Annotated in this window: 26 protein-coding genes and 3 tRNA genes; 17 read left to right on the top strand and 12 right to left on the bottom strand. The window is 41.0% G+C overall.

Annotated elements, in window-relative coordinates; genetic code table 11:
• Positions 1-50: 50 nt before the first annotated feature.
• Positions 51-623, bottom strand: coding sequence for a Crp/Fnr family transcriptional regulator (locus F565_RS0104535; RefSeq protein ID WP_020212012.1), 573 nt, complete (start codon positions 621-623; stop codon positions 51-53).
• Positions 624-727: 104 nt separating this feature from the next.
• Here F565_RS0104535 and F565_RS21190 point away from each other — a divergent pair, with 104 nt between their 5' ends.
• The 5 genes from F565_RS21190 (at position 728) to F565_RS22805 (ending at position 5,141) form a co-directional block, all read left to right on the top strand.
• On the top strand, positions 728-1,471 hold the full coding sequence (locus tag F565_RS21190) for a DUF429 domain-containing protein (RefSeq protein WP_020212011.1): 744 nt from the start codon (positions 728-730) through the stop codon (positions 1,469-1,471).
• A gap of 134 nt (positions 1,472-1,605) precedes the next feature.
• Entirely contained in the window at positions 1,606-1,842 is a 237-nt protein-coding gene (locus F565_RS0104525; protein WP_020212010.1) for a hypothetical protein, read from the top strand.
• 181 nt (positions 1,843-2,023) lie between these two features.
• A complete protein-coding gene (locus F565_RS0104520) occupies positions 2,024-4,177 on the top strand; it encodes a catalase (protein ID WP_020212009.1) in 2,154 nt (717 codons plus the stop codon).
• A gap of 20 nt (positions 4,178-4,197) precedes the next feature.
• The gene (locus tag F565_RS0104515) at positions 4,198-4,794 is read left to right on the top strand and encodes a YciE/YciF ferroxidase family protein (protein ID WP_020212008.1); all 597 of its coding nucleotides are present in this window, start codon (positions 4,198-4,200) and stop codon (positions 4,792-4,794) included.
• A gap of 194 nt (positions 4,795-4,988) precedes the next feature.
• A complete protein-coding gene (locus tag F565_RS22805) occupies positions 4,989-5,141 on the top strand; it encodes a hypothetical protein (RefSeq protein ID WP_020212007.1) in 153 nt (50 codons plus the stop codon).
• 69 nt (positions 5,142-5,210) lie between these two features.
• Here the strand turns inward: F565_RS22805 and F565_RS0104505 are convergent, their stop codons facing one another.
• Both F565_RS0104505 and F565_RS0104500 read right to left on the bottom strand, forming a co-directional pair.
• Complete coding sequence (locus F565_RS0104505; protein WP_020212006.1) at positions 5,211-6,596, bottom strand: exonuclease domain-containing protein; 1,386 nt, start codon at positions 6,594-6,596, stop codon at positions 5,211-5,213.
• 94 nt (positions 6,597-6,690) lie between these two features.
• The gene (locus F565_RS0104500; RefSeq protein ID WP_020212005.1) at positions 6,691-7,077 is read right to left on the bottom strand and encodes a winged helix-turn-helix transcriptional regulator; all 387 of its coding nucleotides are present in this window, start codon (positions 7,075-7,077) and stop codon (positions 6,691-6,693) included.
• Positions 7,078-7,181: 104 nt separating this feature from the next.
• Between F565_RS0104500 and F565_RS0104495 the strand changes: the two genes are divergently transcribed.
• The gene (locus F565_RS0104495) at positions 7,182-7,925 is read left to right on the top strand and encodes an SDR family oxidoreductase (RefSeq protein WP_020212004.1); all 744 of its coding nucleotides are present in this window, start codon (positions 7,182-7,184) and stop codon (positions 7,923-7,925) included.
• A gap of 88 nt (positions 7,926-8,013) precedes the next feature.
• On the opposite strand, the gene F565_RS0104490 is transcribed toward F565_RS0104495, so the two are convergent.
• The 5 genes from F565_RS0104490 to F565_RS0104470 form a co-directional block, all read right to left on the bottom strand.
• Entirely contained in the window at positions 8,014-8,508 is a 495-nt protein-coding gene (locus tag F565_RS0104490) for a GNAT family N-acetyltransferase (RefSeq protein ID WP_020212003.1), read from the bottom strand.
• A gap of 38 nt (positions 8,509-8,546) precedes the next feature.
• Complete coding sequence (locus tag F565_RS0104485; RefSeq protein WP_020212002.1) at positions 8,547-8,888, bottom strand: nuclear transport factor 2 family protein; 342 nt, start codon at positions 8,886-8,888, stop codon at positions 8,547-8,549.
• 116 nt (positions 8,889-9,004) lie between these two features.
• Positions 9,005-9,086 (bottom strand) — tRNA-Leu (locus F565_RS0104480).
• Between the two features lie 71 nt (positions 9,087-9,157).
• A tRNA-Lys gene (locus F565_RS0104475) sits at positions 9,158-9,230 on the bottom strand.
• A gap of 32 nt (positions 9,231-9,262) precedes the next feature.
• A tRNA-Lys gene (locus F565_RS0104470) sits at positions 9,263-9,335 on the bottom strand.
• A gap of 130 nt (positions 9,336-9,465) precedes the next feature.
• Between F565_RS0104470 and F565_RS0104465 the strand changes: the two genes are divergently transcribed.
• Entirely contained in the window at positions 9,466-9,981 is a 516-nt protein-coding gene (locus F565_RS0104465; RefSeq protein ID WP_026299881.1) for a shikimate kinase, read from the top strand.
• Here F565_RS0104465 and F565_RS0104460 read toward each other — a convergent pair.
• Both F565_RS0104460 and F565_RS0104455 read right to left on the bottom strand, forming a co-directional pair.
• A complete protein-coding gene (locus tag F565_RS0104460) occupies positions 9,978-10,472 on the bottom strand; it encodes a phosphoribosyltransferase family protein (RefSeq protein WP_020212000.1) in 495 nt (164 codons plus the stop codon). The genes F565_RS0104465 and F565_RS0104460 overlap by 4 nt on opposite strands.
• Positions 10,473-10,508: 36 nt before the next feature.
• Entirely contained in the window at positions 10,509-10,898 is a 390-nt protein-coding gene (locus F565_RS0104455; protein ID WP_020211999.1) for an RNA-binding S4 domain-containing protein, read from the bottom strand.
• Between the two features lie 81 nt (positions 10,899-10,979).
• On the opposite strand from F565_RS0104455, the gene F565_RS21185 reads away from it, so the two are divergent.
• The gene (locus F565_RS21185) at positions 10,980-11,918 is read left to right on the top strand and encodes an FKBP-type peptidyl-prolyl cis-trans isomerase (protein WP_020211998.1); all 939 of its coding nucleotides are present in this window, start codon (positions 10,980-10,982) and stop codon (positions 11,916-11,918) included.
• A gap of 639 nt (positions 11,919-12,557) precedes the next feature.
• On the opposite strand, the gene F565_RS0104445 is transcribed toward F565_RS21185, so the two are convergent.
• The gene (locus F565_RS0104445; protein WP_020211997.1) at positions 12,558-13,514 is read right to left on the bottom strand and encodes a transketolase family protein; all 957 of its coding nucleotides are present in this window, start codon (positions 13,512-13,514) and stop codon (positions 12,558-12,560) included.
• A gap of 162 nt (positions 13,515-13,676) precedes the next feature.
• Positions 13,677-14,525, bottom strand: a complete 849-nt coding sequence (locus tag F565_RS0104440) for a transketolase (RefSeq protein ID WP_020211995.1) — start codon at positions 14,523-14,525, stop codon at positions 13,677-13,679.
• A 725-nt stretch (positions 14,526-15,250) separates the two neighbouring features.
• Between F565_RS0104440 and F565_RS0104435 the strand changes: the two genes are divergently transcribed.
• The 9 genes from F565_RS0104435 to F565_RS0104395 all read left to right on the top strand — a co-directional run bounded on the left by F565_RS0104435 (position 15,251) and on the right by F565_RS0104395 (position 26,118).
• Positions 15,251-15,856, top strand: coding sequence for a DapH/DapD/GlmU-related protein (locus F565_RS0104435; RefSeq protein WP_020211994.1), 606 nt, complete (start codon positions 15,251-15,253; stop codon positions 15,854-15,856).
• Positions 15,857-15,994: 138 nt separating this feature from the next.
• On the top strand, positions 15,995-17,125 hold the full coding sequence (gene tgt / locus F565_RS0104430) for a tRNA guanosine(34) transglycosylase Tgt (RefSeq protein ID WP_020211993.1): 1,131 nt from the start codon (positions 15,995-15,997) through the stop codon (positions 17,123-17,125).
• Positions 17,126-17,152: 27 nt separating this feature from the next.
• Entirely contained in the window at positions 17,153-18,229 is a 1,077-nt protein-coding gene (locus F565_RS0104425) for an LptF/LptG family permease (protein ID WP_020211992.1), read from the top strand.
• Positions 18,216-19,190, top strand: coding sequence for a DMT family transporter (locus F565_RS0104420; RefSeq protein WP_020211991.1), 975 nt, complete (start codon positions 18,216-18,218; stop codon positions 19,188-19,190). Before F565_RS0104425 ends, F565_RS0104420 begins: the two co-directional genes overlap by 14 nt.
• A gap of 78 nt (positions 19,191-19,268) precedes the next feature.
• Positions 19,269-20,222, top strand: a complete 954-nt coding sequence (locus tag F565_RS0104415) for an acetyl-CoA carboxylase carboxyltransferase subunit alpha (RefSeq protein ID WP_020211990.1) — start codon at positions 19,269-19,271, stop codon at positions 20,220-20,222.
• Between the two features lie 152 nt (positions 20,223-20,374).
• The gene (dnaB, locus tag F565_RS0104410; protein ID WP_020211989.1) at positions 20,375-21,919 is read left to right on the top strand and encodes a replicative DNA helicase; all 1,545 of its coding nucleotides are present in this window, start codon (positions 20,375-20,377) and stop codon (positions 21,917-21,919) included.
• Positions 21,920-22,155: 236 nt separating this feature from the next.
• Positions 22,156-22,347, top strand: a complete 192-nt coding sequence (locus F565_RS0104405; protein ID WP_020211988.1) for a DUF433 domain-containing protein — start codon at positions 22,156-22,158, stop codon at positions 22,345-22,347.
• A gap of 101 nt (positions 22,348-22,448) precedes the next feature.
• Entirely contained in the window at positions 22,449-24,746 is a 2,298-nt protein-coding gene (locus F565_RS0104400; RefSeq protein WP_020211987.1) for a hypothetical protein, read from the top strand.
• A 103-nt stretch (positions 24,747-24,849) separates the two neighbouring features.
• Positions 24,850-26,118 carry a DUF2851 family protein gene (locus F565_RS0104395; protein ID WP_020211986.1) on the top strand — a complete coding sequence of 423 codons (1,269 nt, stop codon included), beginning with the start codon at positions 24,850-24,852 and terminating at the stop codon, positions 26,116-26,118.
• The last annotated feature ends 73 nt before the right edge of the window (positions 26,119-26,191 follow it).

Here is a 26,191-nt window from a genome sequence, read left to right as displayed (position 1 = left end):
AAGTTGGTGACATAAAAAGTGCTATCATTTGCCATTTGGCAAAAAGCGGCTTAGCCGTTAATATTTTTCCTTATCCGGCTTAAAGAAGATTGCGTTATGCCCAGGTAAGATGCTAAATAGGAGAGCGGAATGCGGTTTGCCATACCCGGAAATTTTGTAAAAAAGCTAAGATAGCGTTCGGTTGCATCTTCGCTCAGCATAGGGCTTATCTTGTTTACCTTTTCGGCTAAAGCCTTTGCTATAATTTTATTCATTATGGCATCCCACGCAATTATGGTCATAGAGAGTTCCTGCAACGCTTCTTTAGAGAAAGCTATGTATTTACTATCGGTTACACTTTGTATGTAAGCCGATGAAGGTATGCCCTCGTTGTAGCTCATAATATCTACCACAAGGTTATTCTCGTCTATAAAATACTTAGTAACATCATCGCCTTTATTATTGTAATAACTTATCCTGAAAATCCCTTCGGTAATAAAAATTATTTCGCGGGGTATCGTTCCGGCCTCACTGTAGTACGTGTCTTTTTTTAATTCGTGTGCTACCCCCTTGCTTTTTATAAGTTCTATTTGCTGGGTATTTAAATGCCCAAACTGCAACAGGTAATTAATAAGTGTTTCCATAAGGTAAAGTTAGCGAATGCAGCGTACTAATAATTTGCCATTTGGCAAAAAGTGAAATTTGTTTTACAGTATTTATGTAATACATTTAAATTTTAAACATGTGTATGAAAGCTGTAGGTATAGATGGGTGCAGGTACGGTTGGGTTACTGCCTGTTATAATGATGGCAAAGTCCTTATATTTAAAAATATAAATGATGTTATTAAACATTATGGCGATGCGTATTCATTTTTAATAGACATTCCGATAGGACTGGTAAGTGAGAAAAATAACGTAAGGAATTGCGAAAAAACGGCGAGGGCTGTTTTGCCCGCCAACAGAAAATCGAGTGTCTTTTCTATTCCCTGCAGGGAGGCATTAACGGCCGCTAATTATGCCGAAGCTAACGGGATTAACAGGCAGATAATGGACTGCGGAATATCTAAACAAACGTGGTTTATACTACCTAAAATAAAAGAACTTGATGATGTATTAATAAACGATCATAATATAAGGCTGAGGTTTAAAGAGTCGCATCCCGAAATAGCGTTTCAGTTTTTAAATGGCGGCTCTCCGCTTCTGTATAGTAAAAAGACCGCCGATGGTGCAACCGAAAGGCTGGCAATACTGATGAGGTATAATGAACAATCTGAAAGTCTTTATACAAAGGCACTCATAGATTATAAAAGGCTGGAGGTTGCTAAAGATGATATACTCGATGCTTTGTGTTTAGCTCTTACACAAAATTTACTATTGGCCCAGCCGGATAGTTATAAGGTAAACCGCTTTGCATCTAACCCGCTGTTAGATGAACACGGTATAGAAATGGCTATTTATTATAGTAAATACAAACATTCCGGTTTAGAGTAATATTCCTGTTAAAAATATAACTAATTCAGCGTCAAAGTTTAACATAAGCTTACAAGTTGCTAAGAACATGTTATTGAGAGGATAAGGTAACTTTATAAAAAAAGTATCTGTCAATCAATTTAATAAAATACCTTATGAAAAAGTTTGTAAATAACCTTGCCGTTTTTATGGTTATAGCCTTAACCGGATTGTTTGTAGGTTGTAAAGACAAAGCAGAGAAAGCCGACTCTTATGGGCCTAATGAAAATTACAGCAACGAAACGCCAACTAATAACGACAATGCCGCAAAAGATTCTACCATACACGAAACAGGCCCGGGGTCGGCAACGGTAGGGGACACTGTTAACAGGACGCCACCGGCTAATAAGTAAACAATACTTACTTAAGAAATGTAACCTGCTTCGGCAGGTTTTTTATTTATAAAGGCTACCTGATTTTAGATTCATACTTTATTGTAAAATATCGTAATCAGAGATGATTTACATGCAACTACCTTTATAAGGGACATTTACAAAAATAAGGATACACACACCTTCAAAAAAATTATAACTTATGAAACAGGACTCCACACCGGATTTTAACCATCAGGATGCTAAACAAAAAGATTTGCTCATCAATAAATCTGATGCAACAAACAAGTTCCTGACCACAAATCAGGGTATTAAAATTAATGACGATAACAACTCTCTTAAAGCGGGAGAACGTGGCCCATCGCTGCTTGAAGATTTTATACTACGGGAAAAAATAACCCATTTTGACCATGAGCGTATTCCTGAAAGAATTGTACATGCAAGAGGCTCTGGTGCGCATGGCTATTTTGAAGTAACTAACCCTATACCACAATTTACCAAAGCTGGTTTTTTACAGGAAGCAGGTTTAAGAACGCCGGTATTTACACGTTTTTCTACTGTAGCTGGCTCGCGCGGATCGACCGACCTTGCCCGTGATGTACGTGGTTTCTCGGTTAAGTTTTACACACAGGAGGGCATCTACGATTTTGTGGGCAACAACATACCGGTATTTTTTATACAGGATGCCACTAAGTTCCCGGATCTTGTACACGCTGTAAAACCAGAACCGCACAACGAAATTCCGCAGGCAGCATCGGCACACGATACTTTTTGGGATTTTATTTCGCTAATGCCGGAATCTACGCACATGATCATGTGGTTAATGTCTGACCGTTCGTTACCAAGAAGTTACCGCATGATGGAAGGTTTTGGTGTGCATACCTTCCGCTTTATCAACGAACAAAATGAGTCGCACTTTGTTAAGATACACTGGAAACCTAAATTAGGCACCCATGCTGTAGTGTGGGACGAAGCACAAAAAATTTCGGGCAAAGACCCTGATTTTCACAGGCGCGACCTATGGGAAGCTATAGAAATGGGTAATTTCCCGGAATGGGAACTTGGCGTGCAGATAATACCTGAAGCCGACGAGCATAAATTTGAGTTTGACCTGCTGGACCCTACCAAGATAATCCCCGAAGAACTGGTGCCGGTAACCATTATAGGTAAAATGGTACTGAACCGCAACCCCGATAACTTTTTTGCCGAGACCGAGCAAATTGCCTTTCACCCCGGGCACGTAGTACCGGGTATAGATTTTACAAACGACCCGCTTTTACAGGGCAGGCTTTTCTCGTATACAGATACGCAGCTATCACGCCTGGGTAGCCCTAATTTTCATGAAATTCCTATTAACAGGAGTATTTCTCCTACGCACAATAACCAGCGTGACGGCCACATGCGCCAGGAAATTAATGTGGGCAGGGTTAGCTACTCGCCAAATTCATTAGGCGGAGGCTGCCCGTATCAGGCAAAAATTGCCGAAGGTGGTTTTGCCAGCTTTAACGAACGCGTGGAAGCTCATAAAGTAAGGGGCAGGAGCGAGAGTTTTTCGGATCATTTTGGGCAGGCAAAATTATTCTATAACAGCCAGTCACAAACAGAAAAAGACCATATAGTGAGAGCATTGCGTTTTGAACTGGGTAAAGTAGATACCACAGCGATAAGGGTACGTATGCTGGGCATACTCTCTCAGGTAGATACAGATCTTGCTGCTAAAGTAGCAAAGGGGCTAAGGCTTACTATTCCTGCAACGCCGGAGCAGCCTATGAACCACGGCGTATCGCCCGATGCCGATTTAAGTCAGGAGCCTAAGTCGGTTCCGTCATCTGTAGAGTCTTCGCAGGCATTAAGCATGATAAACAACCCTACGGTACAGCCTTCTATAGAATCGCGAAAAGTAGCTATTATTTGTGCCGATGGTGTAGATGAACAGGCGGTACTGGATATTAAAGAAGCACTGCTTAAGCAAAGTGCCAAAGGATGTGTTATAGCACCTTATCTGGGTGTGGTAAAAGGTGACCAGGGTGGCGAGCTTGCCGTTGATTTTAGTTTCCTTACATCATCATCAGTTTTGTTTGATGCGGTGTATATTCCCGGAGGGCTCGACCTTAATGAACTTTCTGAAGATGGCGATGTGACCGATTTTCTTAACGATGCCTACAAGCATTGTAAGGTAATAGGAGCACAGGCAGGCGGTATAGAGCTGCTATCCGGAACAGGGTTTGCCTCTAAAATTGATAATGAAGACGAAGGTATTATAGTAGGCCGTGATGGCGATAACAGCACATTTGCTGCCAACTTTATTACTGCAATGGCTAATCACCGTATTTGGTCGCGCGAAAAAACATTATAATATACACAAAAAACCATACCATGAAAAATAACGAAAAGCCGTTAAGAGGCCCCGAAACAAAAAGTAAAGCTACAGATTTAGTTGTGGCGCCTGCGGCAGATGCTGCTACAGAGCTTAAAGATTTTTTTATAGACTGCCTTAAAGACATTTACTGGGCAGAGAATGCCCTTGTAAGCGCCCTGCCTAAAATGATACAGAATGCTACATCTGCACACCTGGCATCGGCCATTAAAGAACACCTTGCGGTAACTAAAAACCAGGTAGTAAGGCTGGAAACAATTTTTGAACTCATAGGTGAGAGGGCGGAAGGCAAGAAATGCGAGGCTATGGCAGGACTGCTTAAAGAAGGCGACAGCATACTCGAAGAAACTGCACCGGGCCCTGTGCGCGATGCGGGTATAATTGCTGCATCGCAAAAAATTGAGCATTATGAAATAGCTACTTACGGTACGCTAATTGCCTTTGCTAAAACTCTTGGCGAAAATGATGCTGCAAAACTACTTACACAAACCCTTGCAGAAGAAAAAGAGGCTGATATGCTGCTAAGTGATGCCGCTTACAGTGCCATAAATTTTGATGCGGCAGAGAATACCCTTGAAGCCGGATTTACAGAATAAGTTTTTTACCACAATTATATATGTAGTGCCGCTGTAATGAATAACATTACAGCGGTTTTATTTAGATATTTAGTTAGGATAAAAGGGCATTAACGGGATTTACAATTTATTGTTCCTGCCTTATAAAATTAACTAAAACGTTGTAGTTGCGTGTCTGATTATTTCATACATTTGAGTATAAAACTATTATAATCATGGATCCTATAGTTCAAACCTTCGTTATTGCCAGCATTGGGGTAATTGTTGCACTTTTTGCCATAACCTGTACCGTAAACAAAATTTCTGAAGAACGTGAAGAGGAAAAAGACTTTCCGGTAAAGCCTAAAAAAATTAAAAAGGCTCTCTAAAACAGGAGATAAACATTTTATAAAAAGCTTTAAACAAGTTCCGTGCTATAGAGTCCGGGACTTTTTTGTTTATAAACCGGCTACATTCTGCTTTAAGACTATAACCTTGCCCGGATATTTTATTGCATAGTTAGATACCAGTTGCATAATGTAATGGTTGCTCCTGTAGGTTATAACATGGTTCTTCATTTCTGCCGGCTCCTTAAACCCAATATCAGATGTCATGTAGCCCATGCCATAAAAGTGGCCATCCTCAACCCATATACAACTACGCTCGTCTTTATCCCGGCCTTTATCTACAATGGCAAAGCTTGGCCTGTTCTTTAAAAGAAATTCAATGGCATTTTCTATCTTACTATTATGTTGCTCAACATCGGGTAAATTAGCGAGGTCGCTGTTTTTAATGCTTTCACTTTCATTGTCTGTGCAATACTTGCAAAATCTATGGTCAATTTCAAACTGTGCAGCAAGGCGCCGCAATACATTTGCACCATCATTAAGGCTGTTAAAAACCTCAATGCAGGCCTGAAATTTTGTTACCCTGCCAATTACCAGATACCTGTAGCCACTCCGTGCTTCATACTCATAAAGGCCAAATTTAGGCTCGAAGCGTTTTAAAGCTCTGTTGTATTCCGGCCAAAGTTTTTTAATCTCGGTGCATTCCAGCAATAGTGCCATTAACTCGGTAGCGCATACTTCAAATGAAATAGCATATATATCCCTTAAAAAATGCTGCCTTTGCGGTGTAATTTTATGTCCGCTAAAGTGCGAAGCTATACGTTTTTTTATGTTAACCGCCTTGCCCACATAAACAACCTTTTGTGCCTGGTTATAAAAATAGTAGACACCCGGTTTTTCGGGCAGCTGCTCAAAGTGGGCGGGCGGGAGGTTAGGGGGCAGGCGTTGGTCCTGTGCAGTCTTCTTAACCATTTTTGTAATCTCACCCTCTGTGTCCCACTCCAGTAATTTCGAAAATAATATAGCTGTAGCATCGGCATCGCCTCCTGCACGGTGCCGGTTCTCTAAAATTATATGTAACGATTGGCAAAGGTTGCCCAGGCTATAAGAGCCAAGCCCCGGCTTTATCTTTCTTGATGCGCGAACAGTACACAGTTTTCTTGCCGTCCATTTAAAACCGGATTCTTCCAGCTGGTGCCGCACGAACGAGTAATCAAAGTTTACATTGTGTGCGACAAAAATACGGTTGGTAAGCATTTGCAGTACTTTTGCGGCAATATCATCAAATACAGGGGCGTGGCGCACCATATCGTTACTAATGCCCGTAAGCGCAAAAATGGGCAGCGGAATTTCCTTTTGCGGGTTAACAAGCGTTTCCCAACGGTCTGTAACATTTGTGCCATCATGAATAATAATGGCAATCTCTGTAATGCGGCTGCCACTGGCGTTGCCGCCTGTGGTCTCTATATCTACAATGGCATATTCCTGTTTCTTCATTTACTATCTTGTGGTATAGTGTTCATTTTATATTTGCAGTGCATTAAACACCGCACAACCTGTGCCAAATGTGTTACTGATACGTTAAAATATATCAGGCCAAATCAGGGATTGCCCTTTTATTTTGCATATCGGCAATAATCACTTTCCGGTGTTGTATTCCCCATGCGGCAAGGTCGTTAATTATAGTCTTTAAGGTAAGGCCATATTCTGTTAACTGATACTGTACACTTATGGGTTGGGTCTCTAAAACTGTCCGTTTAATGAGCTTATTAATTTCGAGTTCCTTTAATTCTTTGCTCAGCATTTTGTTTGATATTCCGTTTACATCATTCAAAATATCCGAGAACCGTCTTTTGTTATAATAACAAATAGACGAGATGATAGAGATTTTCCATTTGCCGTTTAGTACATCCATTGCATCATGAACTGCCCTTACCTCTTTTTTAGGGTCGATGTTGTTACATATATATTCCTCCATAAGTTACTTTGTTACCCAAATGTTACTGTTACTTTTTGTTACAAAGTAACTAAAATATATTTTACTGTTATAGCTTTGTAGTATAATTATAAAATAAAATTACAATGAATTTTACAGATAAAAACGTGGTTATAACCGGCGGAACCACCGGAATAGGATTAGCAACTGCAAAAGCATTTATTAACGCAGGGGCAAAAGTTTGGATTACCGGCAGAAATGCTGAAAACTTACAAAAGGCGTCTAACGAGATTAATAGCCCAAAATTAAAGACGGTAGTGTCTGATACTTCAAATTTAGACGGTATTGCAATTCTGGAGAAAGCAATTGCCGAAAGCGGCGACCAATTAGATGTGCTTTTCCTTAATGCCGGGATTGCAGTATTTACAACCATAGATCAGGTAACTGAAGCAGATTTTGATGCGCAGTTTAATACTAACGTAAAAGGGCATTTCTTTACCCTGCAAAAGTTAGCTCCTTATTTAGTAAACGGTGCATCGGTAGTATTCACATCTTCTACGGTTGCAACAGCATCAAATTTAGGCACCAGCGTGTACTCTGCAACTAAGGGGGCATTAAATAAGATTGCCCAAATTGCGGCAAATGAATTAGCAGAAAGAAAAATCCGTGTAAACATACTTAGCCCTGGCCCAATTCAGACACCGGGCTTAGAAGGTGCCTTGCCTGCCGAAGCAAAAGCCGGTTTAGCTGCCGCTACAGCATTGCAAAGAATAGGCCACCCAGATGAAATTGCAACAACCGTATTGTTTTTAGCATCTGATGCGGCAAGTTTTATTACAGGAACAGAGATAGTAGCCGATGGTGGTTACCTTAACTATGCCCTAAAATAAATAAATACGTTTCTTTAAAAGAAGTTAAACCCGCTTTAAATCAAAATTTAAAGTGGGTTTCGTTTTTACATGTATAGTCCGGTTAATATTACGGCTTCTTTAACCCGTAGGTAACACTATCAATAGCAATTTCAGTCTTAATAAAGTTAAGCCGTTCTAAAAGTTTTATAGCACCTGCATTATCTATAGTGGTCTCTGCCCAAATGCGTTCAAGGTTCATGGTTTCAAACCCAAAACGTATAGCCAGGGCCATTGCCTGTGTCATGTAGCCCTTACCATAATACTGTGGTAGCAATACACAGCCAAGCTCGCCGGATGCATTTTCAAACCCCCTGTAATACCCACAGGTACCTATAATTTTATCAGTTGCGTTATCTGCAATACCCCAGTGTATGGATTCGCCGTTTAAGTAATCCTTATTAATTTTAGCCTGCATTTCTGCTGCCAGATATAATGTAGTTGCCTGCAAGGCATCATAAAATGAAATTTCTATAATATCACCAATATCCGTAGGTTCAATTTGCCTCAATGTGATTGTGTCACTGGCTATGGTTGGAAAATCAGGGTAAGGTGGGAGGTTCATTGTCGTAAAGATATATATTTTGTGTGCGTTGTCGTTACTCAATCTTCAATTACAAAAGCCTTTAATTCATGCATTATGCCATCGCGAAATTGCCACACATCACAGTAGGAATATTTGATTGTTTTACCGCCTTCATCTTTCATGCTTATTTTCCCAATGGCGGTAACAAAATCTCCCTCCTCAATTAAATTTTGTACCATAAACTTTGGCGGCTCTATATATGTCTTTGCCATATATTGCCTAACGGCTTCTTTACCCTGCAGGGTCTGGTCGCCTATAAACGTCCACTTAGTATCATCGGTACAAAAAGACAAAAATCCCTCATTGTCGCCTGCGGTTACAGCAGCATTTGCTTTTTCTAATATTGCTTTATTACTCATGTTGATGTGTTTTGATTTTTACTTACCAATATCGTATAATTTGCTCTAAAACAAAAATGAGAGATAAAATATCCTAAAGCAAGCTTTGTTTATTTTATCTCTCATTTATTATTTCGTGACCACGATGGGATTCGAACCCATACGCCTTTCAGCACCACCCCCTCAAGATGGCAAGTCTACCAGTTTCTCCACGTGGCCTCACAGTAAATAAACATAAGTATACCGCAAAAAAAAAGTTAAGCGATGCAATAATGCGGCTTAACTTTTTGTGACCCGACTGGGATTCGAACCCAGGACCCCATCATTAAAAGTGATGTGCTCTACCGGCTGAGCTATCGAGTCGTAGCATTAAGGGAATGATTTAAAAAAATTTGTGACCCGACTGGGATTCGAACCCAGGACCCCATCATTAAAAGTGATGTGCTCTACCGGCTGAGCTATCGAGTCATTAAAATCATTCCCTCAATGCGGGTGCAAATATACGCATGTTTTTATTATTTTTCAAAGCCTTTTTGTCATAAATTTGAGTTTTTTTTTAATAATTTATTCAACGCCTTAATTTATAGGGGCTTATTATATGAGAAAAGTAATACTTTGTGGCTACATGGCCTCCGGAAAAACCACAACTGCCCGATTATTATCTGCCGCAATGGAAATTCCCTACCTCGATCTCGACGAAGTTATCGAAAAAGAAACCGGAAAAACCGTATCGCAGATATTTGAAACCGAAGGAGAGATTAAATTTCGCAAACTGGAACATGATACCCTTAGGGGATTAATAGATGTAAAAGAAGATTTTGTTATTGCCCTGGGTGGTGGCACACCCTGCTATGCTAACAACCATTTATTGCTGCAACGGGACGATGTAGTATCTATATACCTAAAAACGGGCATAGACGAGATTATAACCCGTATAAAGGGGCAGGGAAAAACGCGCCCGCTTGTGGCCGGCTTAAACGACGAAGAAATGCATGAGTTTGTAGCCAAGCATTTGTTCGACCGCAGCTGGTATTACCATCATGCAAAACATAATGTAACTACCGATGCTAAAACGCCGGCTCTTGTAGTAAACGAAATAGTAAGCCTTTTTTAGTTTAAGCTCGCATAAGGCTCATTGCCATCTAAAACTACCTCTATATGCTCCAGCATAGATGTAGACAGGGAGAGGCCCTTAAAATCGGCCTTAACGGGGTATTGCTTGTGGTTACGGTCTACCAGTACGGCAGTTTTAAACTTTTTAAGCGGAACATCAAGAAAATGCTTTACGCCATATATAAGCGTAGTGCCACTGTTAAGCACATCGTCTACCAGTACGAGTGCCTTATTAGTGTAGTCCTGCGGTGCCAGCGATGTGGTTACCGGCTGCAGGGGCTGCTCTTTATTTATGGTAACCTCGCATAAGGTAATAGTAAGGTCGCTTATTTTTTCCAGTTCGGCAGCGATCATTTTAGTAAACAGGTAGCCATTGCTGGCTATTCCTGCTAAAACCACCTCGGTTTCATCGGCAAAAGTTTCATATATCTGGTAGGCAATACGCCTTGTTTTATATTCTATAGCCTGTTTGGTAAGTATAATATTTTTCATTGTTGTTGTTTGTTGGTAAATTAGTAGGTCAAAGGGTTACTCGTCGGCATCGTCGTCGTCAATGTCCAGCCCGTATTCGTCCAGGTCGCGACGGTCTTTCTTGGTGGGCCTTCCGGTACCCTGTGCACGGTAATGCTCTTTGCTTAGGCGCAGTAATTCTAAATGCTCAAAAGATTCCGGCGGCGTTTCATCCTTGCGGTATATGTCTACCAGTTTAGGGCCTACACGGTTTGCAGGAATATCCAGCACTGTGATCAGGTATTTAATCTGGTCGCGTCGCACGGTAATTTTATCGGTAGGGTACACCTCTCTAGATGCTTTTGCTGCCTGTCCGTTTACCGTAACATGGCCTTTTTGTATGGCTTGTGTGGCAATACTGCGGGTTTTATAATAACGCACACACCATAAATATTTATCTATCCTCATACTAATAACTAAAAATAGCTGTTATAACAACTACAAAAATAAAGGAAAATTGTATCTTGCACCCCATTAAAAAAAATTAAAATGAACCAATTTTTAAAGGCTCTTGGCCTTGTTGTATTTATAACTTTTTTTGCATCGTGTAAAAAGGATGACAGTGTAGATATTGCACCACCCCGCGATTATGCCGTACAATATGCTACAGAAAAGGTACAGATAGAAGATTACCTTAAAAGCCACTACCTTGTGGTAAACGAAAATCTTGAGGCTACGTTCGACTCTATTGTTGCAAACAGTGGCCCGCAGGTATCTGTATGGGACCAGACCGAATATCCGTTACGTAACAAAATTGTAACACTAAATAGTGTACAGTATACATTATACTACCTAAGCTTTCGCGAAGGTGCGGGCAATAAGCCCACAAGGGGCGACGATGTACTTGTAGCTTACAACGGTACATTGCTTAGCGATGTGCAGTTTGAGTATTCTCCATTTCCACAGGTATCATCATCATTAGCCAATACTATAGAAGGTTGGCAGGAAATTATACCGCTTTTTGGAGCCGGTGTACCAGACCCGGGTGTTCCGCCATCTGAACCTAACCAATACCTTGATTATGGTGCGGGTGTAATGTTCCTTCCGTCAGATTTTGGATATTATAATACAGGATCGGGCAGTGTAATAGGCGCATACCAGCCGCTTGTATTTAGCTTTAGGCTGTATGCCGTGCAGGATACCGACCTTGATGGCGATACTATTCTTAACAAAGACGAAATAGGCAACGCAACAGATATTTTATACAATGATACCGATGGCGATGGTATACCAAACTATCTTGACCCGGATGATGATGGCGACGGTTACACTACTAAAACCGAATTAAGGATACCCGGGACATCAAATCCTGTTGAATATTATACGTTTAATAATATAAATGATGATGACCCAAGTACCCCGCCTTACCAGGCACCATGTTCTAACAGTGGTGTTAAGCCTTATTTAGACCCTACCTGCCATCCATAGCAGTTATACAACATAATAAATACAAAATCCCAATCTGCAAAGGTTGGGATTTTTTGTTTTATGGGGAGCAGCCATCTAAGTGCTTTTCAGGGATGGGCGCACCCGCCTTTGGCTTTATCTGCCTCCCTTCGGTCGGCAGGATACCGCCGCTGTCGGGGCAGTGGGGTTTTTTAGGTGTTTGTTTATGAGGTTTGATGAGTAACGGAGGTACGGTATGTTGTAGCCTATGAGCAATCGTGGCATATCTTTCCTCTGGACTATCGTATAGACACACCTCTATTATCACTCTCAATTGACCTCACCCCCCAACCTCTCTCCCAGGGAAAGGGGAGCCAACAACGGATATCTTTCTTAAATTTTTGAGGTATAGTTTAGAAACAAAATTTACATATCTGAGTGCAGCTACCCCCTCTCCTTTGGAGAGGGTTGGAGTGAGGTTAATATTTTGTCCACACAATATTCCGCCCTCTCAAAGAGGGGAGCCAACTACACTCATACGTACTTATAGTCTGATAAAAAAATCCGTGGAATCCGCGTTCTCAATCCGCGTCATCCGTGTTCCAATTAAAAAGATAAATTTATAAACAAAAAAATCCCGAAGCTTTCGCCCCGGGACCCTATATCAAAAAACTAAGAAAACTATTTTTTACGGGCAACTACCTTTTCGGCAGCCGCTTCAATAGCCTGGTTGTTCAGTTTGTATTTTTCCATAAGCTGTTCCGGAGTTCCGCTTTCGCCAAAACTGTCCTGTACGGCCACAAATTCCTGTGGCGCAGGGTTGTTTAAGCTAAGTACGCGGGCAACGCTCTCGCCAAGCCCACCCAGTATGTTATGCTCTTCGGCGGTAACTACGCAACCTGTTTTAGCAACCGATTTAAGGATGGCCTCATCATCAAGCGGCTTAATGGTATGTATGTTTATTACCTCGGCAGAGATGCCTTTAGCCTCAAGGGCCTCGGCAGCTACAAGTGCCTCCCAAACCAGGTGGCCGGTAGCAAGGATGGTAACATCTGTCCCTTCGCTTAAAAGCACTGCTTTGCCCACTACAAACGCTCCATTCTCCGGCGTAAAGTTAGGAACCGACGGGCGGCCGAAACGTAGATACACAGGGCCGTGGTGCTCTGCAATGGCAATAGTAGCGGCTTTTGTCTGGTTATAATCGCAGGTATTAATAACCGTCATGCCCGGAAGCATTTTCATAAGGCCAATATCTTCCAGTATCTGGTGGGTGGCACCATCTTCGCCCAGCGTAAGGCCGGCGTGCGAGGCGCATATTTTTACGTTTTTATCTGAGTAGGCTACTGATTGCCTGATTTGGTCGTACACCCTTCCTGTAGAGAAGTTTGCAAACGTACCTGTGTACGGAATGCTTCCGCCAATGGTCATACCGGCAGCCATGCCTATCATGTTAGCTTCGGCAATGCCTATCTGGAAAAAACGTTCCGGATGGTTCTTTTTAAAATCATCCATTTTAAGCGAACCTATCAGGTCGGCACACAGTGCCACCACATTTTCGTTCGTCTGGCCCAGTTCGGTAAGGCCTGCCCCAAAACCAGAGCGTGTATCTTTATTTCCTGTATTGTTATATTTTGTCATTTTTTAATTTCAGATTTATGATTTCAGATTTCAGATTGCCACGGATGCTCTTTGCAGTATGGACAAATCTTTTAGATTGCAATATTTTCAGTTTAACTTTTCAGGCACGATTACCGTTCCCGAAGCTAAATCTGAAATCTACAATCTGAGATCTGAAATAAATTAATAATCCCCTAAAGTAGCAGCATTTTGTTCAAAAGCCTGTGCAAGCTGTGCGTCATTAGGCGCTTTGCCGTGCCATGCGTGGGTGTGCATCATAAAATCTACACCGTTGCCCATTTCGGTATGCAATAGTACACAAACGGGTTTGCCGTTGCCTGTTTTAGCCTTCGCTTCTGCCATGCCTGCAAGGATAGCCTCTATGTTGTTACCTGCAATAATCTCTACAACCTCCCAGCCAAAAGCGATAAATTTAGCACTCAGGCTGCCCATAGGCAATACCTCGTCAGTAGGGCCATCAATCTGCTTGCCGTTTACGTCTACCGTTGCAATGAGGTTATCAACTTTGTAAGCGGATGCATACATGATAGCCTCCCAGTTTTGGCCTTCCTGTAGTTCGCCATCGCCGTGCAGCGTGTACACAAGGTGCTTGTCTCCCTTAAGTCTTTTTGTTTGAGCTGCGCCCAGAGCAACACTTAAGCCCTGCCCAAGAGAGCCCGATGCGATGCGCACGCCCGGCAAACCTTCATGAGTAGTAGGGTGGCCCTGCAGCCTTGAGTTAAGTAAGCGGAATGTAGCTAATTCTGAAACCGGAAAGTAGCCGCTGCGTGCCAGTACACTGTAAAAAACCGGCGAGATGTGGCCGTTAGACAGGAAAAAAACATCTTCGCCAAGCCCGTCCATATCAAAGCCTTCTTTGCGGTCCATGATGGCCTGGTAAAGAGCTACCAAAAATTCGGTACAGCCAAGCGAACCACCGGGGTGGCCGGAGTTTACGGCATGCACCATACGCAAAATATCGCGCCTTACCTGGGTAGTTAAATCAATGAGTTGTTGTGTGTTTGGTTTCATTTTTTGAGTTAAAATTAGACGGTGCAAAGGTACTACTTTTTTACAGTTATGGCAAGTGTTTTATTTGCGAAAATTTACGCAAACCCCAGTGTTTACAAGTGTTTATGTTACACTTATGATTTTCTTTCGCAACCGCTTTCCGCGTGATTTCATTTTCTTTTACTATCTTTATTTTCTTTTATAATTACATTTCTATTTTCAATTTCATTTCCCATATGTTAAACATATCTTGAAGACGTGTCTTTCAAAAATGAAACAGTTTGCTTGCATATTTGCTTAAGCAAACCGTAGTTTATTGCCGGTCTATTGGTTAAAAAAATAAATGCGAAACATATTTTTTTGTTTTGTGTATGTAGTGTCATACGATTGACATAACCCGAAGATATAATTTGTAAAAGATTCCTCCTTCGTTGGAATGACAGCAGCATATTTAGGAGTGTATTTTTACCACGAAGTCCACAAGGTTTCACTAAGAACACAAAGCTGAAAGTGGTTTTTTTTTGGGCACGATGTAGAAAATTTTAAATGGAATTGAAGGCTGCAATGCTTTGGAGGCAGCTATGTCATTTTGAGCGAAGTGCAACGGAGTTGAAAATTTCTGATATGTTTATTTTCGTAAGAAATCCTCCTTCGTCGAAATGACAACTGCAAATGTCATTTTGAGATAAGTTGTAATTTGAGCTAAGTTGTAAATAGTTATCTTTGATATTTATAAAAATTGTTACATGGTTGATATAAATGATTTTATACGTGATTTTTCTATTCTGTTCCCAATATATAAAAGCGTAATTCCATGGGAGATAACCTCTAATTTGAAATGTATTTTTGAAGAAATTATTCCTGATTTAGGGGATGATTATGTTATTGTAAATAGTGTTGCCATCCACAAAACGGCGGTGGTTGAAACCGGCGCGATAATAAAAGCGCCATCGATTATAGGCGAAAATAGTTTTGTTGGTGCTAATGCCTATTTTAGGGAAGGTGTATTTATTGATGCAAATGTAAAAATAGGTGCAGGATGTGAAGTTAAAAGCAGTATTATTTGCAGCGGAACTGCCATTGCACATTTTAATTATGTGGGTAATAGCATTATTGGCCACAATGTAAATTTTGAAGCTGGGTCTGTAGCTGCTAACCATTATAACGAACGTGCAAATAAAAATATATCGGTGCTTTATAACGGAAAAATTATAGGCACAGGTGCAACAAAATTTGGTTCGTTGGTTGGCGATGGCTGCAGGATAGGAGCTAATGCAGTGTTATCTCCCGGAACGCTGTTAATGAAAAGCACCATAGTTAAGCGGTTGGAGTTGATAGAGCAGGTAAGGTAGAATGCCTTTAAATATTTTAATGGAGGTTGTTAAATTTGAATCATTATGTAAACGCTGCAATCGCCACCGCATAATCTGAAATCTGAAATCATAAATCTGAAATAATAAAGTTATCTTTGCACGCTGTAAAAGAGAACCATGAAATTTGATTTAGTTACTAAAGACCCGTTAAGCAAAGCCAGGGCGGGCTCCCTTACTACCGATCACGGTGTTATACAAACTCCCATTTTTATGCCTGTGGGCACAATGGGTACCGTTAAAGGCGTGCACCAGCGCGAACTAAAAGAGGATATTAACCCCGATATTATATTAGGCAATACCTACCATTTGTACCTTCGCCCGCAAACCGAAATATTGGAAAAAGCCGGCGGACTGCATAAATTTATGAACTGGGACAGGTCAATACTTACCGATAGTGGTGGTTACCAGGTATACTCGCTTTCGGCTAACCGAAAGATCAAAGAAGAAGGCGTAAAGTTTAAATCGCACATAGATGGCTCCTACCATTTCTTTTCGCCAGAGAGCGTTATGGAAATTCAGCGTACCATAGGTGCCGATATTATTATGGCTTTTGATGAGTGTACACCTTACCCGTGCGACTACCGCTATGCCAAAAGGTCGATGCACATGACGCACCGCTGGCTGGACCGTTGTATATCGCACCTGGAAAAACTACCGTATAAATATGGCTACAGCCAGGCGTTTTTTCCTATTGTACAGGGAAGTACGTATACCGACCTTCGCCAGCAATCTGCCGAATATATTGCTAATGCCGGTGCTGTGGGTAACGCTATAGGTGGACTTAGCGTGGGTGAACCTGCTGAAGAGATGTATGCCATGACCGATGTGGTGTGCAGCATACTACCCGAAGATAAACCACGTTACCTTATGGGTGTGGGCACGCCAATAAACATATTAGAGAATATTGCCCTTGGTGTAGATATGTTCGACTGTGTTATGCCTACACGTAATGCCCGTAACGGTATGTTATTCACTGCAAACGGCACCATAAATATTAAGAACAAGAAGTGGGAAGATGATTTTTCTCCGGTAGACGAGATGGGCATTACCTTTGTAGATACCCAGTATACTAAAGCCTACTTAAGGCACCTTTTTGCTGCTAATGAATACCTTGGTAAACAAATTGCTACCATACACAACCTTGGATTTTACATGTGGCTGGTGCGCGAGGCCAGGGAGCATATTATAGCAGGCGATTTTTATGCTTGGAAAGAAAAGATGGTTAAGCAAATGAGCCAAAGGCTTTAATTTTTTATATTTGATAAAAAGCACGCTGTGAAAATAATAGACTGGTACATTCTTAAGCGCTATTTAGCCACTTTTTTTGTAATGCTGCTCATGTTTATCCCTATAGGGATAGTTATAGACGTATCTGAAAAAGTAAATAAGATACTTGCAAATAAAGTACCTTTTAAAGAAGTGGCTATTTACTACGGTAATTTTACCATATATTTTGCTAACCTGCTGTTCCCTATATTCCTGTTCCTGTCGGTAATATGGTTTACAAGTAAACTGGCTAATAATACCGAGATTATCGCGATATTAGGGTCGGGTATTTCGTTTTTCAGGTTTTTAAGGCCTTATATTATAGGGGCTACCATGATATCTGTGCTGGCATTGCTAATGGGCTTTTTCTTTGTGCCTAAAGCCAGTAAAGGCTTTAACGATTTTAGGTACAAATATTTAAAAAGCAACCCGGAGTCGCGGCAAAGTACCGATGTTTACAAACAAATAAGCGAAACAGAATACATTTATGTGAGCAGTTTTAATTTTGCTACACAAACAGGTTATAACTTTAACCTGGAAAAGTTTGACAATAATAAGTTGGTTTATAAAATGAACGCGGGCACAATCCGTTTTGATGATAAAGACAGTACTTATGTGTTGTCTACCTTTACAAAAAGAACAGTGGGCGAAATGGGGGATGTGCTGGAATCTTCGCCCATGAAAAAGTTTAAATTCAACTTTAAGCCCGATGATCTTACACCTACGGTTTATGCCGCCGAAACCATGACGCTGGGCGAGCTTAACCGCTTTATTGATAAAGAGAAAGAAAGTGGCTCCGGCAATATAAATGCCTACCTCGTAGTAAAATATAAAAAATACAGCATCCCTACATCGGCATTTATACTTACGGTAATTGCCGTGGCAGTGTCTGCCATGAAACGCCGTGGCGGTATGGGGGTTAATCTTGCACTTGGTATCGTGCTGGCTTTTACTTTTATATTTTTTGATAAAGTATTTGGCACTATGGCAGAGAAGTCTACGTTTTCGCCGCTTATTGCCGTATGGATACCTAATGTAACCTTTGGCATACTTGCTGTAATACTCCTCAGTAATGCAAGGCGATAGTTTTAAAAATTACCTTCACCTGCATTTTATAGTATTTGTTTGGGGCTTTACGGCAGTACTGGGCAAGCTTATTACTATAGGTGCCATGCCGCTGGTATGGTTCAGGATGTGTATAGGTGTAGCTATAATGATAGTATATGCCATAATAACAAAGGCTCCCTTTAAAATATCCCTTAAAACATTTATCCGTTTTATTATAGCGGGGCTTGTAATTGCCGTACATTGGTTTACGTTTTTTCAAGCCATAAAAGTCAGTAATATCTCTGTTACACTGGCGTGCCTTTCTACCGGGGCATTCTTTGCATCGCTTTTAGAAACCGTGTTTTATGGTAAAAAAGTGGTGTGGTATGAGCTTATATTGAGCATGGTGGTTATACTGGCACTCAGTATCATAATATACGGCGAATTTTTTGTGGCACTGGTTACCCAGATATCTTCGGGGCCATTCTCATTATCTGCTGTGGGAAATGTAATACATAATACACCTACAGGTACAAACCATTTACTACTGGGCATTGGTATAGCGTTAATATCGGCCTGCTTATCGGCATTGTTTGCTATTATCAACGGTAAGTTCGCTAAAGAATATAACCCTGTAACCATATCGCTTTATGAGCTTTTAGGCGGCATATTTTTCTTTTCGCTCTACCTGTTTTTTACGGGTCAGTTTACACAGGAGTTTTTTACGCTATCTCAATGGGACTGGCTCTGGCTATTTATATTGGGCTCGTTTTGCACTGCTTATGCACAAATTGCTGCCGTAAAAGTCATGAAATTTATAAGTGCTTATACCATGATGCTTACCATAAACCTTGAGCCTGTTTATGGGATTATTCTTGCATTAATAGTCTTTAAGACCGATGAACAAATGGGTTACACCTTTTACATAGGTGCTGCCATTATATTAATTACCGTGATAATCAACGGAGTGCTAAAAAACAAAGCCGAAACCGCGAAGTAATTGGGCATGAGGATTGCCATACTTACATTAAAAGTTTTATCTTTGCAGCTTCACTAAAATAAAAAATCTGCCTTTACTATGGAATATTTAGATTTTGAGCTTCCTATCAGGGAACTGGAAGAGCAGTTAGATAAATGCACTGTTATTGGCCAGGAGTCGGATGTGGATGTATCCAATACCTGCAAACAGATTGAGAAAAAACTCGAAGAGACTAAAAAGAAAATATATAAAAACCTTACAGCCTGGCAACGGGTACAACTGTCAAGACACCCAAGCCGTCCCTACACTATGGACCACGTTAGGGCGTTAACAGGAGATACGTTCCTGGAGTTGTTTGGCGACCGCGGCTTTAAAGATGATAAAGCTATGATAGGTGGGCTTGGCAAAATAGGCGGGCAGTCGTTTATGATAGTAGGCCAGCAAAAAGGTTTTAATACCAAGACAAGGCAGTTTCGTAACTTTGGTATGCCTAACCCGGAAGGGTACCGCAAGGCGCTAAGGTTAATGAAAATGGCCGAGAAATTTGGCGTGCCTGTTATAACATTAGTAGATACCCCGGGAGCCTACCCAGGCCTTGAAGCCGAAGAGCGCGGACAGGGAGAGGCCATTGCAAGAAATATTTTTGAGATGTGCCGCCTTAAAGTGCCTATCATTACCATTATAGTAGGAGAAGGAGCATCTGGTGGAGCATTAGGAATAGGTGTGGGAGACAGGGTGTATATGCTGGAAAACACATGGTACTCTGTAATATCGCCAGAATCATGTTCGTCTATTTTGTGGAGAAGCTGGGAATATAAAGAGCAGGCGGCAGAAGCTTTAAAGCTAACGGCGTTTGACATGAAAAAGCAAAACCTAATAGACGATATTATCCCGGAACCACTTGGTGGCGCGCATTATGACAGGGAAACTACCTTTAAAAGCGTAGAAGAATATATATTAAAAGCATATAATGAACTAAAAGACTTATCAACACACGATCTTGTAGAGCAAAGGATGGATAAGTACAGTAAAATGGGCGAGTTTAAAGAATAACCGGCCTTTTAGTACCATTTTATCCGAAGCCTTACAGCTTCGGATTTTTTTTGGCTTATGAACAATCAGGGCTTGCTTATAAACAAGTTATGAACAGATGTGCCTTAACAATTACCTAACATACCCGCCTCAATTTTGAGTACATTCGCAACATGGAGAATTTAAAAAATATTAACCCAAAGAAGATAGACAAATCCAGGCTTATCTCTCTTGAGCAAGGCAAAATTCAGCCTCAGGCTCTTGATTTAGAAGAAGCAGTACTGGGTGCTATGATGATTGATAAAAGAGGGGTTGATGAAGTTATCGATATCCTGCAGGCCGATGCCTTTTATAAAGAAGCCCACAAGCATATTTTTGAGGCCATTGTACAGCTTTTTAACGATACACAGCCTGTAGATTTACTTACGGTATCTGCACAGCTAAGAAAAGTGGGCAAGCTGGAGCTTGCCGGTGGCGACTTTTACCTTATACAGCTTACCCAAAAAATATCATCGTCGGCACACATTGAGTTTCACTCACGTATAATCCTGCAAAAATTTATACAGCGCAGCCTTATACGCATCTCGGCAGAAATATCTGAAGAAGCTTATGACGAGACTACCGATGTATTTGATTTGCTCGATAAAGCCGAGTCGAAACTATATGAAGTTACCCAGGGTAACATTAAACGAAGCTCTGAAACGGCACAAAGCCTTGTAATACAAGCCAAGAAACGTATTGAAGAGATTGCCGGAAAAGAGGGGATGAGTGGTGTGGCAACCGGTTTTCATGACCTGGACAAACTAACAAGTGGCTGGCAGCCAAGCGACCTTATTATTATAGCGGCAAGGCCGGGTATGGGTAAAACGGCATTTGTACTTTCTATGGCGCGTAACATGGCTATAGATTTTGGGCATCCCGTAGCGTTATTCTCGCTGGAGATGTCATCGGTACAGCTTATAACCCGTTTGATATCGAGCGAAACAGGATTACCGTCGGAAAAACTGCGTACCGGTAAATTAGAAAAACACGAGTGGGAGCAGTTAAGTATCAAGGTAAAGGACCTTGAAAAAGCGCCCCTTTACATAGATGACACACCATCGCTTTCCATCTTCGATTTACGTGCCAAGGCAAGAAGGCTATCATCGCAGTTTGGTATCAAGATGATCATTGTAGATTACCTTCAATTAATGACTGCCGGCGGAAACGGTAAAAACGGCGGTAACCGTGAGCAGGAAATCTCTACTATTTCCCGTAACCTTAAGGCGCTTGCCAAAGAACTTATGGTGCCTGTAATTGCCCTGTCGCAGCTATCGCGTGCGGTAGAGACCCGTGGGTCGAGCAAGAGGCCTTTACTGTCGGATCTTAGGGAATCAGGTGCGATTGAGCAGGATGCGGATATCGTATCGTTTATTTACCGCCCTGAATATTATAAAATTGAGGAGTGGGATGATGAGGAGCAGTCTCCTACACAGGGCCAGGCCGAATTTATTGTGGCTAAGCACCGTAATGGTGGCCTTGAGAATATCAGGCTTAAATTTATAGGCAGCCTTGGTAAGTTTGATAACCTGGACGACTTTAGTTCGCCGTTTGACGAATTACCATCAAGCATGAACGATAGTGCCAATGCCTTTATTACTAAAAACCTGCCGTCTGCAAATGATGCCTTTGGCAGTAACATGAACAGCCCCGCCGATGATGACGATGTTCCATTCTAAAAATAAATAAATAAAATAACCAAACACCTATATAGTATGACAAATGAATACATGCCCAACGCAGCGCAAACAGAAGTGATTTACCAAATGTTTGTAACCGGGGCAGAGATAGTTTCTGTAGAAGCATAAAGACAAAGCGCATTTAACGATGCGCTTTTTTTGTATCTTACAATTACCTAACACATTGTTACTTTGTTTTAAAATATTTGGTATTTTTGAGGTAAAAACTAAATAGCATGAGTCTTTTAGAAAGAATTACAATAGATCCTGAAATTTGTCATGGTAAACCATGCGTAAGAAACATGCGTTGGCCTGTAGATGTGGTCATTGATATGCTTGGATCTGGTATGTCTACAAATGATATAATTGAGGATCATCCTGAATTAGAGAAAGAGGATATTTTAGCATGCTTAGAATATGTTAAGTAAATTAAATCGTGCTAATCAGGGTGCTTTTTATAGGATTAAATCACTACACCACTTCACTTAGCTTCAAATAATTTGATATATTTATAATAAATCTCCTAAGCGTGGGTATTTCAAATAAGTATATCGCTTTTAAAAATGTTGTATCCTGGATAGTATGGGCAACCTTATTATTTCTTACATCTGTTACAGATGCCCAGGAAGCTAATAGTGTGCCTGATATAATTTCTAACCGTTTAGAAAATATAACAGCAAATCACACCCGCGAAGAAGTCTACCTTCAAACCAGTAAGGATATTTATGAAACATCCGAAGACCTATGGTTTAAAGGCTATGTTTTAAATTCGCAATTCTTTACACCCTCCCAAAATACAAAAACGCTATATGTTAGCTTGCTTCAAATGCCTCACAAAAAAGTAGTGTGGGAAGAAAAATATGCCGTAAAAAATGGATTTACAGATGGGCATATTTATATACAGGACACCTTACAGCCCGGCGAATATGCGCTGGTAGCGCAAACAGGATTTTCGGTAAACGCAGATGATAACGAAATAAAGTCAGTAAAAAAGATTGTAATTATAAAAAGTATTGATGCGTTAAAGGAGAAATCACAGGCTGAAACCGCGGCTGTACAAACCGATAGTATAGATTTTCAGTTCATGCCGGAAGGGGGGCATTTAGTGGCAGGAATTACAAGTAAAGTAGCTTTCAAATCTGTAGACAATAAAGGAAACCCTGTAGAAGTAAAAGGCGTAATATACAATGGCACAAAGGCAATGTTTAGTATAGCAAGCTATCACGGCGGTATGGGGTCTTTTTACATTATTCCATTGGCAGACGACGCTTATTCTGTAAAGCTTGAAGGTTACAATACAAATTATCCGTTACCCAAAGTGGCAGCTACAGGCTACGTATTGCAGTTACTCTCTAAAAATGCAGATACCTTAAATTTAAGGGTAGCAAAAAGCAAAGCATTGCCCGAACAAAAAATGTACGTCCGCCTTCAGCTTAGGGGTACAGTATATAACACGGCACAATTTACCATTAATGGCGAGAAACGTATAAAAATGCCAGTGGGAGATATCCCGTCCGGTATTGCAGAAGTCACCCTTTTTGATTCTGAATTTAAGCCTGTGGCAGAGCGCCTTATATTTATAAATGAGGACAAAAAACTGAATATTACCGCTACATTAGATAAAATAGAGTACGGAACAAAAGACAAGGTAAAGCTTAAGTTTACTGCAGTTGACGACAAGGGAGGCCCAATTGTAGCTCATTTTGGTGTAAGTATTTCAGATGATGTGTACCTTGATCCTAAAAATTCTGAAACCATAGAAAGTTATTACCAGCTTTCTACACAGGTAAAAGGAAAAATATGCAACCCCGGATATTATTTTAACCCCCAAAATAAAAACAGGCAACCCGCCTTAGATTTGTTATTGCTTACACAAGGATGGCGTTCCTACCAATGGGCGGAAGATAATTTGGCAAGGCAGGCATCAAAAAAGCAACCATTTGTATCAGATACTCTTACGGGGATTATTCTTGCAAAAAAGCCTAAGGCAAGAGATAAACTGCACCAACAAATAGTGATGAACTATTTTGGGTTTGAAGAATTAAACAAAACATTGCTGGAAGTAGACAGCAAAGGAAAGTATACCATATTTCCTGAAAATTTACAGTTTGATAAAAGAGAGTATGCCTATTTTAAACTGTTACAAAGTAGCAGTGATATAGCCATACAGCGCATCGTTGACCCAGCCACTGAAAAAATCAGGAAGATAACAGCAAAAAAACAATTTGTATATCCACTGCCCGGTAACCAAAAAAAAGCCCCGGTACCGCCGGAGCGTTTTAAGGTTGCTAAAAATGTAAACCAGCTTAATGAAGTAGTGCTTACTGCAAGGGTAAAAAAGAAGCGTGCTTTCAGAGATAAATACCTGGGTAAGCTGGACAGCCTGTCTAATAATGTAGATTATGTATGTGAGTTTGGAGTGCTCAACTGCCCCCGGCATCCTTTTAACGGGCTCAGGCCAGTAGAGGGACAGGTATATAAAGACCCGGATACAAATGTGTTTCTTGCCCCGTACAGGTTTCATCATTATACTGAGGACGAATTGTTAGCAAAATTTAATATGACACGTATTAAAAGCTACTACCCGGCCAAAGAATTTTACAGTCCCGTTTATGATGCCGAAACTATTGATAATACTAACGATTTCAGAAACACCTTATACTGGAACCCAAACCTTATTACCGATGCCAGCGGTGTTGCCGAAATAGAATTTTATACGTCTGACATTACTTCTAAGTATAAAATAATGATAGAGGGCGTTAGTGGCGACGGGCTTTTAGGAAGCCAGGCGTTGGAGTTTAAGGTAGTGAAGAAAGAGGTAAAGTAATTCAGCCATTACCAGATGGTGCTTTATAAGCTACATAAAAAACGGAATAAAATATATTCTATAAATTATCGAATTTTTGTATTTTAGGCGTTCAATTAGGCTTATGAAAGAAGATTTCCTGCACCATGTGTGGCAGTTTAAAAAGTTTGCAACACAGGGATTAACCACGGTGCAGGGCGAACCTGTAACCATTGTTAATGGCGGGCAGTACCTTCAGCTTGCCGGGCCCGACTTTTTTAATGCGCAGGTGGTTATAGGCGGGCAAAAGTGGGCAGGCAATGTAGAGATCCATATAAAGTCGTCCGACTGGTACCTGCACAGCCACGAGCGCGATACTAATTATGACAACGTAATTTTGCATGTGGTATGGGAGCATGATATAGAGGTTATGCGCAGGGATAACTCTGAAATTCCGGTGCTGGAACTTAAGCACCATGTAGACCCTGCACTGCTGGTAAGTTACAATGCACTGGCTTCGTCCAAAACATGGATATTCTGTGAAAGGGACCTTGAAACCATGGACTCTTTTGTGGTAAACAACTGGAAAGAACGCCTCTTTTTTGAGCGACTGGAACGTAAAGCCCTGCCCATACTACAATTGGCTGCAGCAACGAATGCCGACTGGGAGGCGGTTTTATTTTGTTTCCTCGCGAAGAACTTTGGGCTTAACACTAATGGCGAGGTATTTTATGAAGTGGCAAAGTCGCTGCCATTTAGCATTGTTCGCAAAGAAAGTTTTGATGCCGAAAATATTGAGGCATTGCTCTTTGGCCGTGCCGGTATGCTTGATGGCGATCATGAAGATGTTTATGCTAAAGACCTGCAGGGGCGCTATGCTTATATGGTGCACAAGCACAGGTTAGAATCTGTACATGTAAATAGCGTTGAATATTTTAGACACCGGCCCGATAATTTTCCTACCATCCGTCTTTCTCAGCTGGGGCAACTGTACCACACAAGCCAAAATTTATTTTCTAAGATTATAGAGGCTTCAACGCTGGCCGACTTGTATTCTATATTTAATGTTCAGGCAGGCAGCTATTGGCAAACGCATTACAGGTTTGACAAGGAGAGCCCTAAAAAACGCAAACCCTTATCGCATTCGTTTATAGACCTGCTTATCATTAATACTGTTATCCCGTTTAAGTTTGCATATGGCAGGAGCATGGGTAAAGAGAACGGTGAAGAGCTGGTTGTGCTAATGCAGCAGATTGACGCCGAAAAGAATGCCATAATAGATAAGTTTAAATCGTTTAAAATGGAAACGCAGTCGGCTTATGACAGCCAGTCGCTGTTGCAGCTCAAGAACGAATACTGCAACCACAAACGCTGCCTGCAATGCGCTTTAGGCTTAGAGCTTTTAAAAAGGTAAAGGTTTTATTTGTAGTTTTGGGTTTTGGGAGAAGGCAAAAGGGAGAAGGGAACAGGCAAAAGTGCTGATAAGC

The sequence above is a fragment of the Flavobacterium rivuli WB 3.3-2 = DSM 21788 genome, assembly GCF_000378485.1.
Classification (GTDB): Bacteria; Bacteroidota; Bacteroidia; order Flavobacteriales; family Flavobacteriaceae; genus Flavobacterium; species Flavobacterium rivuli.
Note: the sequence above shows the minus strand (reverse complement) of the source record. Positions and strands in the feature narration are given on the sequence as shown.